Source organism: Phytohabitans maris, from assembly GCF_031085175.1.
Classification (GTDB): Bacteria; Actinomycetota; Actinomycetes; order Mycobacteriales; family Micromonosporaceae; genus Phytohabitans; species Phytohabitans maris.
In genome coordinates this window covers 1-15,543 of record NZ_JAVHUY010000047.1, presented here as the reverse complement: position 1 = coordinate 15,543, position 15,543 = coordinate 1, and the positions used below count along the sequence as shown (strand labels likewise).

Here is a 15,543-nt window from a genome sequence, read left to right as displayed (position 1 = left end):
GATCGCGGAGGCGCGGAGGGTGAGGCCGCGGGAAATGCACCCCAAGAAAACGCTCCGCTGCACTCCACGTTTCCCCGGGGGCCCCGCGACGGTCTGGACCACGACGGGCATCGCGGTAGCTCGAAGTCTTTGTCTGGGTTGGGGTTTCTAGTGTTGCGGGCCGCTGACGCCGGGCACGAGCACGCTGAGGCAGGTGACGCAGCCTTCGAGCTTTTCGAACTCGCTCACGTCGACCACCACCGGCGTGAAGCCGAGGTCTTCCAGCAGCGAGGTGGTCTTGGGCGCGGATGCGCTGATCATCACCTTGTCGCCGCCGAGGCAGACGACGTGGCAGCCGGCGTCCTCCTCGACCGTGCGGACGGCGGGGAAGATGCCGACGTCGACCAGGCCGGGCGAGGCGACCACGGTGCCGTCCGGTAGGGCGGTCACGGCCGACTTGAGGTGCAGGACCCGGCCGAGTGGCACGGCCACCACGCGGCGGTCGGCGAGCAGGCCGCGTAGCTGGCGGATCGCGGCGCCGTTGGTGCGGCCGCCCTGTCCAACGTAGACGGTGTCGCCGATCTGGAGGATGTCGCCGCCATCCAGCGTGCCGGGCGAGCTGATCTTGTCGACCTCCAGCCCGACCGCGCGTACGGCCGATTCGGTGCCGGCCACCTCGGGGCGGCGCTGGGAGGCGCCGGGGCGGGCGAGGATGGCCCGGGTGCCGCTCACCACGACGGTGTCCTCCACGAAGACGGAGTCGGGGCAGTGGTCGGCGGGTACCACGTCGAGCACGCTCCAGCCGGCGTCGGCGAGGGCGGCGCAGTACGCGTCGTGCTGGCGCCGGGCGAGGTCGACGTCCACAGTCGACCGCTCGATGTGGGTAACCAGCCCTTCGGCGAGGCGGCTGCTGGGCTGCCGCACGAGCGCGATGCCACGGCTCATCGGATGCGGGACCTCCTGGATCATGGGGGTCCACATCATGTCACGCCCAAGGGGTGGAACTACTCACTCTGCTCCAGGGCGCGCTGTAACGCGCGGTAAATCTGCCCGAAACGCAGGGCGTCATTGGTGCGCAGGAGCAGCACGTCCATGCCGCGGCACTGTACCCAGATCTCGTGCACCGCCGAGCCGCGGTCGTATGACCGTTCGAGCGCCATGAGCGGAAACTCCGACAGCGGCGTGAGCGTGAAGATCAGGCCGAGCAGGACCGCGAGCCCGACCAGCGCCAGGCCGATCTCACTGCCCCAGCCGGTGAGGAACCAGAGCAGGCCCACCGCGGCCGGCAGGGCGAGCAGCGTGACCAGCGCCCACCGGCCGGCGATCCGGCCACCCACGCGCAGGTCGCGCCGGGTGCGCCGGTGCCAGACGTAGGAAAGCTCGGAGAGCGGGTAGGTGAGCCCGTACGCCTGCACCCACGACGACGTCACGCGCACCGTGTCGTCGCGATAGTAAACGGCCACTCGCCCAGTGTGACGCGGCTCAGCGAACGGCGGTGCTTTCCAGCGCCCGTTGGAGTGCCCGGTAGATCTGCCCGAACCGGAGCGCGTCACCCGTCTGCAGGAGCAGCACCGGCTGCCCGCGCCAGGTCGCCCAGATCTCCAGCGAACGGGAGCCCCGCGCGTACGACCGGTCCATGTGCTCCAGCAGGAAGTCGGCGAGCGGGCCGACGCCGAGCCCGACGAGGCAGGAGACGCCGACGATGGCGATCGTCACGCTGAGCGAGGCGTGCACGGTGACCGCGACGACGATGCCGAGCGCCGCCGCCACGAGCGGGCCGAGCAGCGCCGCGCCGATGGCCCCGCGCCCCGCGATCGCGCGCCACGAGCGGGCGCCCTTGGAGTGCCACACCCGGGCCAGCTCACCCAGCGGGTATCGGCGACCACCGATGCGGATGGCATCCGAGGTGATCTGCACCGACTTGTCGCTGTAGTAGGTGACCATGGTCCAACTAGCCTAGCTGCCATGGCTGATTTTGTGCGCGTGGAGATCAAGGACGGCATCGGCACCATCCGGCTGGACCGCCCGCCGATGAACGCGTTGAACATCCAGGTGCAGGAGGAACTGCGCGCCGCCGCCACGGAGGCCGCCGCCGACCCCGAGGTCCGGGCGGTCGTCGTGTACGGCGGGGAGAAGGTCTTCGCGGCCGGCGCGGACATCAAGGAAATGGCGGACATGTCGTACGTCGACATGGCCGCCCGCGCTCCCCAGATCTCCGCGGCGATCGACGCGTTCGCCCGCATCCCCAAGCCGGTGGTCGCCGCGATCACCGGGTACGCGCTGGGCGGCGGCTGCGAGCTCGCCCTGGCCTGCGACTGGCGGGTGGTCGCCGACGACGCCAAGCTCGGCCAGCCGGAGATCAAGCTCGGCGTCATCCCCGGCGCCGGCGGCACTCAGCGGCTGGCCCGCCTGGTCGGCCCGGCCCGCGCCAAGGACCTCGTGCTCTCCGGCCGCATGGTGGACGCCGAGGAGGCGCTCCGCATCGGCCTCGCCGACCGGGTCGTGCCGGCCGCCGAGGTGTACGACGCGGCCGTCGCGCTCGTCCGCCCGTACACGGAGGGTCCGGCCCAGGCCCTGCGCGCCGGAAAGCTGGCGGTCGACGGCGGCCTGGACATGGACCTCGCCTCGGGCCTGGCCTGGGAGAGCCAGCACTTCGCGGCGCTCTTCGCCACGGAGGACAAGCGGGAGGGTATGGCCGCTTTCGTGGAGAAGCGAAAGCCGCGTTTCACCGGGCGCTGAGCGTAGTGGCCTGCTTGTAGGCTGATCGCCATGCCAGCGGACCGGACGCCGACCTCGGGGCATGCCCTGGGGATCGACTTCGGGACGTCACACACCGTGGCGGTCGTGCGGTGGCCGGACGGGCGGGGGCGCCCGCTGCTGCTCGACGGCTCGCCGCTGCTGCCCTCCGCCGTCTACGCCGAGCCCGGCGGCGCCCTGATCGTGGGGCGCGACGCGGTGCACAGCGCCCGCCTCGACCCGGCCCGCTTCGAGCCCAACCCCAAGCGCCGCATCGACGACGGCACGCTGCTGCTCGGCGACCGCGAGGTGCCGGTCGGCGACCTGGTCTCGGCCGTGCTCGCGCGGGTGGCCGAGGAGTGGGAGCGCACCGTCGGTCGGGTCCGCCCGGAGGTCACGCTGACCTGCCCGGCCACGTGGGGGGCCACCCGCCGCCGGCTGCTGGCCGACGCCGCCGCCCGGGCCGGCTTCGAGGGGGTACGGCTGGTGGCCGAGCCGGTCGCCGCCGCCACCTACTTCGCGAAGGTGCTCGGGCGCGAGGTGCCGATCGGGTCGGTCGTGGTGGTGCACGACTTCGGGGCCGGTACGTTCGACGCGAGCGTGGTGGCGCGCAAGGCGACCGGCTTCGAGGTGCTGGCGGTCGACGGCCGCGACGACATCGGCGGGCTCGACGTCGACGCGGCGATCATCGCGCACCTCGAAAAGACGTACGCGGACCGCGACCGGACCGCCTGGGCGCGGCTGGAAAACCCGTCCACCGCGGAGGAGCGGCGGGCCAAGCGGCAGCTCTGGGACGACGTACGGGTGGCCAAGGAGCGCCTGTCCCGCAGCCCCTCCGCCGATCTGATGCTGCCCCTGCTCGACCTGGAGGTGCACCTCACCCGGGTCGAGCTGGAGCAGTTGGCGACGCCGATCCTGGAGCAGACCGTACGGGTGACGCAGGGCGTCATGCGCTGGGCGAAACTGCCCGAGGGGCAGGTCGCCGGGGTGTTCCTGGTCGGCGGCTCCAGCCGGATGCCGCTGATGGCGACGCTGCTGCACCGCGCGCTGGGCGAGGCGCCCGAGGTGATCGAGCAGCCCGAGCTCGTGGTGGCCGAGGGGAGCATCCTGGCCGGCGCGGCGCTGCTGGCGAGCGCGCCGCCCGCGCCCGGCCCGGCCACCTCGCAGATGCGGCTCGGCGACCTGTCCGGACGCCCGGTTTCGCCGGCTATCCCGCCCCCCACTTCGGCGCCGCCGGCTGTCGGGGTGCCACCCGGGTCGACGCGCGTGCTGCCGCCGGAGGAGATCCCGTCCAACGCGCCGCCCATCGGGTCCGTGCCGTCGGCGTTGGCACCGGGTTCCGCTCCCGGGGGTGGTCTCGCCCGCGGGGGTCAGGGCTCGTCCGGTTCGACGCCGTCGGGTGGCTTCGCCCCGGGATCCGCGGGCACCACGCCCGGCGGGTCGGGGTCCGGGACCGCGGGCGTCGCGCCCCCCGCCCCGGCCGACTCGACCGGCTCTGCCGGCGGTGCGGTGCCGCCGGCTCCCGGTAGCGCGCCGGGCACGCCGCCGCGGACCGTCGGGCGGGTGATCGTGCCGGGGGCGCAGCCGCCGTCCGGGCGCCCGCGCGCCCAGGTGCCGCCGCCGTCCGCCACCAAGCCGATGCCGCGCTTCGAGGAGCCGACCGCGCCGCCCACCGCACCCGGCGGCGCCTACCCGCCGCCCGCGCCGCCGACCTCGCCCGCCGGCGGTTACGCGCCGCCCGCTTCGCCGCCCGCCTCGCCCGCCGGTGGGTATCCGGCGCCCGGTGGCTACCCGCCTGCCTCGACTGCCGGTGGTTACGCGGCGCCGGGCCAGGCCCACCCGCCGCCGAACGCGCCGCACTCGCCCTACCCGCCGCCATCGGAGCTACCGCGCTACCCGGCCGCCGGCCAGCCGCGCTACTCGCCCCCGCCCACCGCGCCCCGGACCCAGCCCGCCCCGCCGCAGGTGCCGCTGGCCGCGCCGCGCGGCCCGCAGCCGGCCGCATGGGAGGCGAGGGTCCGCCGGCGTCCCGGGTTCGTGGTGCGGGCGATCCGGGCACTGGTGATCACGGCGCTGCTCGTCGTCGTGCCGGTCGCCGCCGGCGTCTTCGCCTTCGCCGCCGCCCGCGACCAGGCTCCCGCCGAGGTCGTGGGAAACATCGTCGACTGGATCCAGGACCAGGCCGGGGCGTAGCTCTCGGGCAGGATCCGGTTCGCGGCCGAGGGCTCGGTCGATACGGGGTGACTGGGCGGTAACCTACGCCCATGACTTCACCCGAGCGGCTCGAAGGACACGGCGGCGAGCTGGCGCTGGCGGCACTGCGGGCGTACGGCGTCGCGGAGATGTTCACCCTCTCCGGCGGCCACGTCTTCCCGCTCTACGACGCGGCCCACAAGAGCGGCTTTCCCATCTTCGACGTGCGGCACGAGCAGTCGGCGGTCTTCGCGGCCGAGGCGGTCGCCAAGCTCCAGCGCCGGCCGGCGCTCGCCGTGCTCACCGCCGGGCCGGGTGTCACCAACGGCATCTCCGGGCTGACCAGCGCGTACTTCAACGGGTCGCCGGTGCTCGTGATCGGTGGCCGGGCACCCGCGTTCCGCTGGGGCGCGGGGAGCCTGCAGGAGATCGACCACCTGCCGCTGGTCGCGCCGGTCACCAAGTACGCGGCCACGGTCGGCTCGGGCGAGGAGATCCCGGGTGCCGTCGCCGCCGCGCTGACCGCCGCGCTCACCGCGCACCGGGGGCCGGCCTTCCTCGACCTGCCGCTCGAAGTGATCTTCTCGGCCGCCGACGCGGACGCTCCCGCCACGCCGGACGTACCCGTGATGGAGCCCGACCCCGACGAGGTCGCGCGGGCCGCGCAGCTGATCGCCTCCGCCGAGCGTCCGGTCATCATCGCCGGCTCCGACGTGTACGCCGGGGACGCGGTCGCCGCCCTCCGCGAGGCGGCGGAGACCCTGCACGTGCCGGTCTTCACCAACGGCATGGGGCGCGGCGCTCTGCCGCCCGAGCACCAGCTCGCCTTCGCCAAGTCGCGCCGCACCGCGCTCAAGGGCGCCGACGTGATCGTCGTGATCGGCACGCCGCTCGACTTCCGGCTCAGCTTCGGCGACTTCGGCGGCGCCCAGGTCGTGCACATCGTGGACGCCCCCACCCAGCGGGCCGCGCACGTCACGCCGGCCGCCGCCCCCGCCGGCGACCTGCGGCTGATCCTCTCCGCGCTCGCCGACTACGAGGGCGTCCGCGAGGACCACGCCGAGTGGATCGCCGGCCTCCGCGTGGCCGAGGACGCCGCCAAGGCCCGCGACGCCGAGGAGATGGCCGCCGAGACCGACCCGATCCGCCCGGCCCGGGTCTACGGCGAGCTGCGCAAGGTACTCGCCCGCGACGCGGTGACGATCGGCGACGGCGGTGACTTCGTGTCGTACGCCGGCAAGTACCTGGAGCCCGCCGAGCCCGGCACCTGGCTCGACCCCGGCCCGTACGGCTGCCTCGGCACCGGCATGGGCTACGCGATGGGCGCCCGGATCACGTACCCGGGGCGCCAGGTCTGCGTGCTGATGGGCGACGGCGCCGCCGGCTTCTCGCTGATGGACGCCGAGTCGCTGGCCCGCCAGGGCCTGCCGGTGGTCGTCGTGGTCGGCAACAACGGCATCTGGGGCCTGGAAAAGCACCCGATGCGCGCGATGTACGGCTACGACGTGGCCGCCGACCTCCAGCCCGAGCTGCGGTACGACGACGTGGTGAAGGCACTGGGCGGCGCGGGCGAGACCGTGGCGAAGGCGAGCGACCTGGGGCCGGCGCTGGCCCGTGCGTTCGACGCGGGCGTGCCATACCTGGTCAACGTCCTCACCGACCCGGCCGACGCCTACCCGAGGTCATCCAACCTGGCGTAGTTACGTACTTGAGTTTGTCGATACGTCAAACTATCGTGACAAAGGGAGCCGAAGCGTAGTCATCGTGGGGAGCAGGGCAACTTCCCGCGCATCGTTCTACTGTGGAGGTCCCATGTCGACAGTCAAGCACGCGCGCCGCACCGCGACGGTCGTGTTTGCCGCACTCATCCTGCTCACGACCGCACTCGTGAGCGCCCCTGGCACCGCCTCCGCCCACGGCTCGGCGATCGGCCCCGAGTCGCGCAACTACGGCTGCTGGAAGCGTTGGGGCAACGACTTCCAGAACCCGGCCATGGCCACCCAGGACCCGATGTGCTGGCAGGCCTGGCAGGCCGATCCGAACGCGATGTGGAACTGGAACTCGCTCTACCGCGAGAACGTCGCCGGTGACCACCAGGGGCACGTGCCGGACGGCCAGCTGTGCAGCGCCGGGGAGACCGGCGGCACCCGCTACGCCGCGCTGGACAACCCCGGCAACTGGCGGGCCACCAACGTGGGCACCTCGTTCACGTGGCGGATGCACGACCAGGCGCTGCACGGGGCGGACTACATCCGGATCTACGTCACCCGGCAGGGCTACAACCCGCTCACCCAGCGCCTGCGCTGGTCCGACCTCGAACTGCGGCACGACACCGGCAAGATCCTGCCCGGCGTCGGCACCCGCGAGACCGACCCGGTGCTCAACGGCGTCACCATCTCCGCCAACATCACCGCGCCGGGCCGCAGCGGGCGGCACATCGTGTACGCGATCTGGAAGGCGAGCCACGCCGACCAGAACTACTACTTCTGCAGCGACGTGAACTTCGGCGGCGTACCGGACCCGACCACGCCGCCGCCGACCACCGCGCCGCCCACGACGCCTCCGCCGACCACCGCGCCGCCCACGACCCCGCCGCCGAGCACGCCGGCGCCGGGCAACGGCAGCTGCTCCGTGGCGTACTCGATCGTGGGTCAGTGGAACGGCGGCTTCCAGGCCGACGTACGGGTGACCGCCGGCTCGGCGCCGATCCGCGGCTGGACGGTGCGGTGGACGTACGCGAACGGGCAGACCGTCGCCCAGTCGTGGGGCGCCACCGTGACCTCCAGCGGGTCGAGCGTGACCGCCACGAACGTCGCCTACAACGGCAGCCTCGGCGCCGGGGCGAGCACCACGTTCGGGCTGATCGGCTCGTCGACCGGCAGCAACGCCGTACCCGCCGCGACCTGCACCGCCACCACCTGAGCAGCGTTCGTGATCAAAGCTCCCGTCAAGTAGTTCTAGCTACTTGACGGGAGCTTTGATCACAGCGCCGGGGGAGCTGTCAGCGGTTTGTCAGTGGCCCCGCGTTGCTGTCAGGGGGGCGTCAGCGCCGTGCCGCACGGTGGTGGCATGAAAGCACCCCAAGAAAACGCTCCGCTGCGCTCCACGTTTCCCCGGGGCCCCCGCGACGAACAGACCACCCACGCGATACTCGCCGAAGGGCTGGTCAAGCGCTTCGGCGACACCACCGCGCTGGACGGGGTCGACCTCGCCGTGCGCCGTGGCACCGTGCTCGGTCTGCTCGGCCCGAACGGGGCGGGCAAGACCACCGCCGTCCGCATCCTGGCCACGCTGCTGCGGCCGGACAGCGGGCGGGCCACCGTCGGCGGGTACGACGTCGTCCACGACGCCCACCAGGTGCGCCGGCTGATCGGGCTCACCGGGCAGTACGCCTCGGTCGACGAGACCCTCACCGGCCTGGAAAACCTCATCCTCATCGGCCGCCTGCTCGGCCTCTCCCGCCCCGAAGCGCGCGGCCGGGGGCGCGAGCTGCTCGCCGAGTTCCGGCTGGAGGACGCGGCCAACAAGGCCGCCAAGGCGTACTCCGGTGGCATGCGCCGCCGCCTCGACCTGGCCGCGAGCCTGGTCGGCCGCCCGCAGGTGCTCTACCTGGACGAGCCGACCACCGGCCTCGACCCGCGTAGCCGCAACGAGATGTGGGACATCGTCCGCGACCTCGTCTCGGGCGGCGTGACCGTGCTGCTCACCACCCAGTACCTGGAAGAGGCCGACCTGCTGGCCGAGGAGATCGTGGTGATCGACCACGGCCGGGTCATCGCCACCGGTACCCCGGACGAGCTGAAGGGCCGGGTCGGCGCGCAGACCCTCGCGGTGCGCGCCCGGTACCCCGTCGACACCCCGATCGTGGAGTCGATCGTGGCGCAGGTGGCCGGCCGCGCGCCCGAGGCGCAGGGCGGGCTGCTCACCGTGCCGGTGACCGACCCGGCGGTGCTGCCGGCCGTGGTACGCCGCCTGGAGGAGGCCGAGGTGGCGATCGGCGAGCTCGCGCTCCGCGGCTCCAGCCTCGACGAGGTGTTCCTGGCGCTCACCGGCCACCGGGCCGAGGACGAGACCGAAGACCAGAACCAGCCCGAGAGGATCCTCGCATGAGAAACCCCACGAAAATGCTCCGCTGCGCTCCACATTTCCGCGGGGCCCCCAAATGACAGCCGCCGCGACCGCCGCAACGGGCGCCGCAGTAGCGCTGCCGCGCCGGGTCAACCCGGTCGAGGGGTTGCGACACACGTTCACGCTCGCCTGGCGCAGCCTCGTGCAGCTCAAGCACAACCCGCTGGAACTGCTCGACCTCAGCGTCCAGCCGATCATGTTCGTGGTGCTCTTCACGTACGTCTTCGGCGGCGCGATCTCCGGCAGCACCGGCGACTACCTGACGTTCGCGCTGCCCGGCATCGTCGTGCAGAACGCGCTCTTCGCCTCGGTCACGACCGGCGTCGGGCTCAACACCGACCTCACCAAGGGGGTCTTCGACCGGCTCCGCTCGCTGCCGATCGCCCGTTCCGCGCCGCTGGCCGGCCGGATCATCGCCGACACCGTCAAGCAGGCGTGGTCGATCGCGCTGATCCTCGGCCTCGGCGTGATCCTGGGCTTCCGGGTACACGGCGGCGTGCAGGGCGTGCTCGCCGCGTTCGTGCTGCTGCTCGTCTTCAGCCTGGCCGTGTCCTGGATCGCGGTGCTGGTGGGGCTGCTCGCCGCCGACCCGGAGAAGGTGCAGATCTTCGCCTTCGTGGTGGTCTTCCCGCTCACCTTCACCAGCAACGCGTTCGTGCCGGCCGACACCATGCCGGGCTGGCTGCAGGCGTGGGTCGACGTCAACCCGGTGACGATCCTGGCCGACGCCGTGCGCGGGCTGCTCTCCGGCGGTGCCGCGGCGACCCAGGTGGGCCAGTCGCTGCTGTGGGCGGTAGCGATCGCGGCGGTCTTCGCCCCGATCGCGGTCCGCACGTTCAAGCGGCGAGTATGACGCGGACGGCCTCGCGCACGTCGACGGCCTTCGCGGTCGTCCGGCCCCGCTCGAACGCCTCGGTGAAGCGCTCTTCGCCGAGGCGTTCGCGCGCTGCCGCCTCGAGCCGGCGGGTGTCCATCGTGGACCGGTCCGGCCCGCCGCGAACCCCGTGCGCGGCACCGAGGAACGCCGCCACCTTCTCCGGCTCTCCACTGTGGAGGGCGAGGTCGGCGTACGCCATCACGACCAGCCCGACCACCGGCATGTCGCGCGAGGAGGTGGCGAGCTCCAGCGCCGCGTCGTGGCGGGCCCGGGCCGCCGCCAGGTCGCCCTCGGCGGCGTCGATCTGCCCGATCGCGGCGCCGATGAGGGCGACCCACTGCTGCGCCGAGCCGAACCCGTTCGCCACCGCCTCGGCCCGCGCCAGCTCCGCGCGGGCACTGGTGAACTCGCCCATCGCCCGCAGGATCTCGCCGTGGTGGTACGCCACCGCCGCGCGGCCCTCGTCGGTGCCGACCCGCTCGGCGGCCCGCCGCGCCTCGTCGAGCGTCGCGAACGCCCGCTCCGTCTCGCCGAGCATCCACAGCTCGTACGCGTACCGCGCCTGCATCTCCGGTACGTCCTCGGCCGCGCCGAGCGGGAGCATCTCCTCCAGCGCCTGCTCGAAGTAGGCCGCCGCCCGCGCGTGGTCGCCCTCGGTGGTGGTCATGTGGGCCAGGCCGCCGAGCGTGGTGGCGGTGCCCCACCGGTCGCCCAGCGCGCGGAACTCCGCCAGCGCCGCCGTGAAGTGTTCCTCGGAGTGGCGGTCGGAGTGGCCGGAGTTGACTTCGGAGTGGCCGTACATGAGCCGGGCCACACCGCGTATCCAGGGGTCGGTGTGGGTGAAGAGGCCGGCCAGGGCGGGCAGCGCCTGCTTGTCCGCCGGCGGGCCGGCGATGAGGTCGCAGATCGGCCTGATCAGGGCGAGGATGGGGTGCCGGTCTTCGTAGCCGCGGGCCAGCTCGGCCGCCTCGCGGAGCAGCTCCTGTCCCCGTTCCAGCTGGAAGAGCCCGGCCACGACGTTGAGCGCGGCGACCGACTTCGCCAGGGCGAGAGCCGGCCGCGGGATCGCGGTGGCCGGCAGCGCCAGCGCCTCCAGGGCGAGCTCGGCGCCTTCGGCCCGGCGGCCGCTCAGCCACCAGTACCAGCCGAGGGCCGACGCGAAACCCACCGCGAGCCGCGCCTCGCCGGCGGTGATCGCCCACCGCGCCGCCGCGTGCAGGTTGTCGTGGTCGGCGTCGAGGCGGGCCAGCCACTCCAGCTGCTCGCGGCCGCGCAGCTCGCGGTCCGCGCGGCGGGCCAGGCGCAGGAAGTACCGTGCGTGCGCCTGACGCGTGGCGCGGGTCGTGCCGGACTCGTCGAGCCGCTCCAGCCCGTACGCCTTGATGGTCTCCAGCATCCGGTACCGGCCGTCCGGGTCGGCGACCACGAGCGACTTGTCGACCAGGGCGGCCAGCTCGTCGAGCGCCTCGCCGCCGCAGACCTCCTCGACGGCCTCCAGGGTCGCCGGGCCGGAGAAGACCGCCAGCCGCCGCCACAGCGTGCGCTCGGCGTCGTCGAGCAGCTCCCAGCTCCAGTCGATGACCGCCCGGAGCGTCTGGTGGCGGGGGAGCGCGGTGCGGCTGCCGGCGGTGAGCAGCCGGAAGCGGTCGGTGAGGCGGTCGGCCACCTGGTCGGGCGTGAGCGCGCGCAGCCGGGCGGCCGCCAGCTCGATGGCGAGTGGCATGCCGTCGAGGGCGCGGCAGATGCGGACCACCGAGTCGGTGACCGCGAACCCGGGGCGCACCGCCGCGGCCCGGTCGGCGAAGAGGCGTACGGCCGGGTAGGCGAGCGCGTCGCCGGCGGCCGCGCCGTCGGGGGGCAGGGCGAGCGGCTCGACCGGGAAGAGCGCCTCGCCGGTGATGCCCAGCGGCTCCCGGCTGGTGGCGAGCACGCGCAGGTGGGGGCAGCGGACCAGCAGGCTCTCGGCCAGCGTGGCGGCGGCGCCGACCAGGTGCTCGCAGTTGTCCAGGACGAGCAGCGCGCGGCGGCCGCCCAGCGCGCCGTGCAGCCGGGTGAGCGGGTCGACGGTCTCCTGCGGCACCCGGCCGCGGCCGGTGGTGACCAGCGGGTGCTCCCGGAGGCCGAGCGTGGCCAGCACGATCGAGGCCAGCTCGGCGGCATCGGTCACCGGCGCGAACTCCACCAGCCAGATCCCGTCCGGCGCCTGGTCGACCATCGCCCGCGCGGACTCCATCGCGAGCCGCGTCTTGCCGGCGCCGCCCGGCCCGATAAGCGTGGTGAGGCGGGACTCGGCCACTACCTTGGTGACCTTGGTCACGTCGTCGTCGCGCCCCACGAAGCTGGTCAGGGTCGCCGGCAGGTTGGTGGCGGGCAGCGGCTCGTGCGGCGCGGCGGCGGTGTCCTTGAGCAGCGCCAGGTGCAGGGCGGCCAGCTCGGGCGAGGGGTCGGTGCCGAGCGAGTCGGCGAGCGCGGTGCGCAGCCGGTCGTACGCGGCGAGGGCCTCGGCCGGCCGCCCGGCGCGGCGCAGGACCCGGATCAGCTGCCCGGCGAGGCGCTCGCGGAGCGGGTGGGCGAGGGCCAGAGACTCCAGCTCGGGTACGAGCCCGGCGCCGTCGCCGAGCGCGAGCGCCGCGTCCACCCGGTCTTCGATCGCGGCGAGCCGCAGCTCGTTGAGGCGGGCCGCGGGCGCCTGCGCGAAGTCGGCCTCCAGGACGTCGGCCAGGGCCGGCCCGCGCCACAATGCCAGCGCGGCGGCCAGCAGCTCCGCGGCGCCGGCCGGGTCGGTGGCCAGGCGGGCCCGGCCCGCGGTCACGCCCCGCTCGAACCGGCACATGTCGACCGCCTCCGGCGGCACGGCGAGCCGGTAGCCGGCGGGAGTCGACTCGACCGTGCCCTCGGGCAGCGCCCGGCGCAGCCGGGAGACCAGGGCCTGGAGCGCGTTGGCGGCGCCAGCCGGCGGCTCGTCGTCCCACAGCGCGTCGATCAGCGTGCTGGTCGTGACCACCCGGCCGGGGTCGAGCGCGAGCCGGATCAGCAGCGTACGCAGGCGCGCGCCACCCACCTCGACGGGCGCGCCGGAGCCGGCGCGCACCTCGAGCGGACCCAGCAGCGCGATCTTCACAAGGTCGATTCTCCCCCGCGAGTGCGCGCGGCTAGGGAGTGCTCTCGTCGCCGGTCTCGCGGCGGCGCATCTCGTCCTCCCGGCGCCGCAGGTCCTGCTCCCACTGCTCGAAGAGCTCCCGGTCCTGCGACGACTTGCCGGCGTCCAGCGACTTGAGGAACTCCGGGTCGTCGTCGGGCGCCACCGGCCGCCTGGTCTCGTGGCCGCCGACGCGCCATCCGCCGCCGGCCGTTCGCTCCCGGGCCGGCCGGCCCGCCAGGAACCAGGCGATCGAGCCGACCAGCGGGAAGAACAGGATGATCAGCACCCAGACGAGGCGCGGGAGCGCGCGGATCTCGTCTTCTTCGGCCGACAGGCAGCTGATCAGCGCGAGCACGGCGAGGACGATCTGCACCAGGAAGAGGAGCACGTACAGGCGGGCCATCTCGCAATGATGGCCCCATATGGCCACCCTGGCTAACGGTTCAGCACGAGCAGCGCGCCGAGGGCCGTGTACCCGACGGTGAGCAGCGCGAACAGGGGGAGGGCGGGGCCAGGGCCGGCGCGTCGCGAAAAGTACCGCCGGAAGGCCACGGCGGAGAGCGCGGTCCAGCCGGCCAGCGCCAGCGCGACGAGCAGCGGCTCACCCTCGACGGCGGCCATCCGGGCGGCGAGTACGGCCACGCCGGCCGCGACGAGGAGCGTGCGCCGCCAGGCCAGCCAGGTGCGCTCCCGAGCGAGGCCGGGTTCGCTCACTGGAACGCCCGCACGAGTACGGCCACGACCAGCAGCACCGCGCCGAGCCCGACCAGGATCGCGAGGAGCGCCGGGAAGCGGGACGCCGGCAGGTCGCGGCCGAGGCGCATGGCTCGCTCGGTGCGCGCCCAGCGGTCCACCGCGCGGACGGCCACCAGCCCGCCGAGCAGCAGCAGCGCGACCGAGATCACCTCGCGCAGGTGGGCGATCGGTAGCGGCGGCAGGAACTGTGCCGTGGCCAGACCCCCCGCGACGAGCGCGAGGCCGGTGCGGATCCAGGCGAGGAAGGTGCGCTCGTTGGCCAGGGAGAAGCGGTAGTCGGGGGTCGTGCCGACCCGGCGCACCTCCTCGGTGTCGAACCAACGCCTGATCATGCCCAGCACGCCTGCCATTATCCCGATGGCGCCGGCCGTAACCTGAGATCGTGACCGAGCTGAACGCCGAGGAAAAGTCCACGCTGAAGACGGCCGCGTTCGGCGCGGTCTACCTGGTCTCCGACGCCGACCCGGGCTTCTTCGCCATGCTCAAGGAGAGCTTCGCCGCATCGGGCGCGCTGGCCGGGGCGACCGGGCTGGTCAAGGAGGTGCTGACCACCGGGCCGCTGCCCAAGCTCCCGCACGCCTCGGCGGCGGAGGTGGAGGCGCTGGTGCTGCCGGCGCTCTCGCGCTCGGTGGCGATCCTGCGCGAGAAGGCGCCGTCCGAGGTGGACAACTACCAGGCCGCCGTGGTGACCGCCGTCGAGCAGGCCGCGAGGGCGATCCACGGCGTGAACGCCCGGGAAGCAGATGCGCTGGCCAAGGTCAAGACCGCGGTGGGAGTCGTGTCGGATCCCACTATTACTCGCGAGTAACCTAGACGGTGGGTAATTTTCAGTTAACGTGCGTTAGCCCAAGCAGGAGGTCCTGGAAGCGCGATGAACATCGTCGTACTCGTCAAGCAGGTGCCCGACTCCAGCGCGGAGCGTTCACTGCGTAGTGACGATAATACGGTCGACCGTGGGTCGGTGAGCAGTGTCATCAACGAGATGGATGAGTATGCCATTGAGGAGGCGTTGCGGGTTCAGCAGGCGCATGGTGGTGAGGTCACGATCTTGACGATGGGGCCGGTGGGTGCGTCGGAGTCGATTCGTAAGGCGTTGTCGATGGGTCCGGATCGGGCGGTGCATGTGCTCGATGACGGGTTGCATGGTTCGTGCGCGCTGGCCACGTCGAGGGTGCTGGCGGCGGTGTTGGGCAGGCTTGGCCCGGATTTGGTGTTGTGTGGTGCGGAGTCGACCGATGGTCGGGTGCAGGTGATGGCGCACATGCTGGCCGAGCGGTTGGGGGTGGCGGCGTTGACCGGTGCGCGGAAGCTGACCGTCGAGGGCGGGTTGTTGACGATCGAGCGGCAGACCGAGGAAGGGGTCGAGGTGGTCGCGGCGCAGGCGCCGGCGGTGGTGTCGGTGTGGGACACGATCAACGAGCCGCGGTATCCGTCGTTCAAGGGGATCATGGCGGCTAAGAAGAAGCCGGTGCAGACGCTGTCGTTGGCCGATCTGGGTGTGGCGGCCGGTGAGGTGGGTGCGGCTGGTGCCAGCTCGGCGGTGGTCGGGCAGAGCAGGCGGCCGCCGCGGTCGGGTGGGGTGAAGATCACCGATGAGGGTGCAGGCGGCGTGCGGCTGGTCGAGTTCCTGGCTTCTGAGAGGGCATCTGATCTATAACTGACAGATAATGTCCGTATTTGTTGGGGTGGTGCGCCACGTCGATGTTGATTCTCCGGTTAACCGCCGGGACAT

Annotated in this window: 15 protein-coding genes; 8 read left to right on the top strand and 7 right to left on the bottom strand. The window is 73.1% G+C overall.

Translation table 11 applies throughout. The features are described 5' to 3' along the window. Window positions 1-147: 147 nt before the first annotated feature. Genes ddaH through RB614_RS35495 form a run of 3 tightly spaced genes read right to left on the bottom strand, consistent with a single transcriptional unit; the run spans window position 148 to window position 1,923 of the window. On the bottom strand, window positions 148-948 hold the full coding sequence (gene ddaH / locus RB614_RS35505) for a dimethylargininase (RefSeq protein WP_308717073.1): 801 nt from the start codon (window positions 946-948) through the stop codon (window positions 148-150). Between the two features lie 35 nt (window positions 949-983). Next, window positions 984-1,442, bottom strand: coding sequence for a DUF6232 family protein (locus tag RB614_RS35500; protein ID WP_308717072.1), 459 nt, complete (start codon window positions 1,440-1,442; stop codon window positions 984-986). Window positions 1,443-1,461: 19 nt separating this feature from the next. Next, entirely contained in the window at window positions 1,462-1,923 is a 462-nt protein-coding gene (locus RB614_RS35495) for a DUF6232 family protein (protein WP_308717071.1), read from the bottom strand. A 21-nt stretch (window positions 1,924-1,944) separates the two neighbouring features. Here RB614_RS35495 and RB614_RS35490 point away from each other — a divergent pair, with 21 nt between their 5' ends. The 6 genes from RB614_RS35490 to RB614_RS35465 all read left to right on the top strand — a co-directional run bounded on the left by RB614_RS35490 (window position 1,945) and on the right by RB614_RS35465 (window position 9,889). Continuing rightward, a complete protein-coding gene (locus RB614_RS35490) occupies window positions 1,945-2,718 on the top strand; it encodes an enoyl-CoA hydratase/isomerase family protein (RefSeq protein ID WP_308717070.1) in 774 nt (257 codons plus the stop codon). 30 nt (window positions 2,719-2,748) lie between these two features. Then, a complete protein-coding gene (locus tag RB614_RS35485; protein WP_308717069.1) occupies window positions 2,749-4,908 on the top strand; it encodes an Hsp70 family protein in 2,160 nt (719 codons plus the stop codon). 71 nt (window positions 4,909-4,979) lie between these two features. Continuing rightward, window positions 4,980-6,608, top strand: a complete 1,629-nt coding sequence (locus RB614_RS35480; protein ID WP_308717068.1) for an acetolactate synthase — start codon at window positions 4,980-4,982, stop codon at window positions 6,606-6,608. Between the two features lie 112 nt (window positions 6,609-6,720). Further along, window positions 6,721-7,830 (top strand): lytic polysaccharide monooxygenase auxiliary activity family 9 protein, encoded by a 1,110-nt coding sequence (locus tag RB614_RS35475; protein WP_308717067.1) that lies wholly within the window; start codon window positions 6,721-6,723, stop codon window positions 7,828-7,830. Between the two features lie 147 nt (window positions 7,831-7,977). Further along, window positions 7,978-9,018: an ATP-binding cassette domain-containing protein gene (locus tag RB614_RS35470; protein ID WP_308717066.1), complete on the top strand. Its 1,041-nt coding sequence runs from the start codon at window positions 7,978-7,980 to the stop codon at window positions 9,016-9,018. A 52-nt stretch (window positions 9,019-9,070) separates the two neighbouring features. Continuing rightward, complete coding sequence (locus RB614_RS35465) at window positions 9,071-9,889, top strand: ABC transporter permease (protein ID WP_308717065.1); 819 nt, start codon at window positions 9,071-9,073, stop codon at window positions 9,887-9,889. Here RB614_RS35465 and RB614_RS35460 read toward each other — a convergent pair. The 4 genes from RB614_RS35460 to RB614_RS35445 are packed head-to-tail and all read right to left on the bottom strand — an operon-like array spanning window position 9,873 to window position 14,143. Beyond that, a complete protein-coding gene (locus tag RB614_RS35460; protein ID WP_308717064.1) occupies window positions 9,873-13,034 on the bottom strand; it encodes an AfsR/SARP family transcriptional regulator in 3,162 nt (1,053 codons plus the stop codon). The genes RB614_RS35465 and RB614_RS35460 overlap by 17 nt on opposite strands. A 31-nt stretch (window positions 13,035-13,065) precedes the next feature. After that, entirely contained in the window at window positions 13,066-13,458 is a 393-nt protein-coding gene (locus RB614_RS35455; RefSeq protein WP_308717063.1) for a PLD nuclease N-terminal domain-containing protein, read from the bottom strand. A gap of 32 nt (window positions 13,459-13,490) precedes the next feature. Continuing rightward, window positions 13,491-13,769, bottom strand: coding sequence for a DUF202 domain-containing protein (locus RB614_RS35450; RefSeq protein ID WP_308717062.1), 279 nt, complete (start codon window positions 13,767-13,769; stop codon window positions 13,491-13,493). Next, window positions 13,766-14,143, bottom strand: coding sequence for a YidH family protein (locus RB614_RS35445; RefSeq protein WP_308717061.1), 378 nt, complete (start codon window positions 14,141-14,143; stop codon window positions 13,766-13,768). Before RB614_RS35445 ends, RB614_RS35450 begins: the two co-directional genes overlap by 4 nt. 50 nt (window positions 14,144-14,193) lie before the next feature. On the opposite strand from RB614_RS35445, the gene RB614_RS35440 reads away from it, so the two are divergent. Both RB614_RS35440 and RB614_RS35435 read left to right on the top strand, forming a co-directional pair. Beyond that, window positions 14,194-14,619 carry a hypothetical protein gene (locus RB614_RS35440; RefSeq protein ID WP_428983172.1) on the top strand — a complete coding sequence of 142 codons (426 nt, stop codon included), beginning with the start codon at window positions 14,194-14,196 and terminating at the stop codon, window positions 14,617-14,619. A gap of 63 nt (window positions 14,620-14,682) precedes the next feature. Continuing rightward, window positions 14,683-15,468, top strand: coding sequence for an electron transfer flavoprotein subunit beta/FixA family protein (locus tag RB614_RS35435; RefSeq protein ID WP_308717060.1), 786 nt, complete (start codon window positions 14,683-14,685; stop codon window positions 15,466-15,468). The last annotated feature ends 75 nt before the right edge of the window (window positions 15,469-15,543 follow it).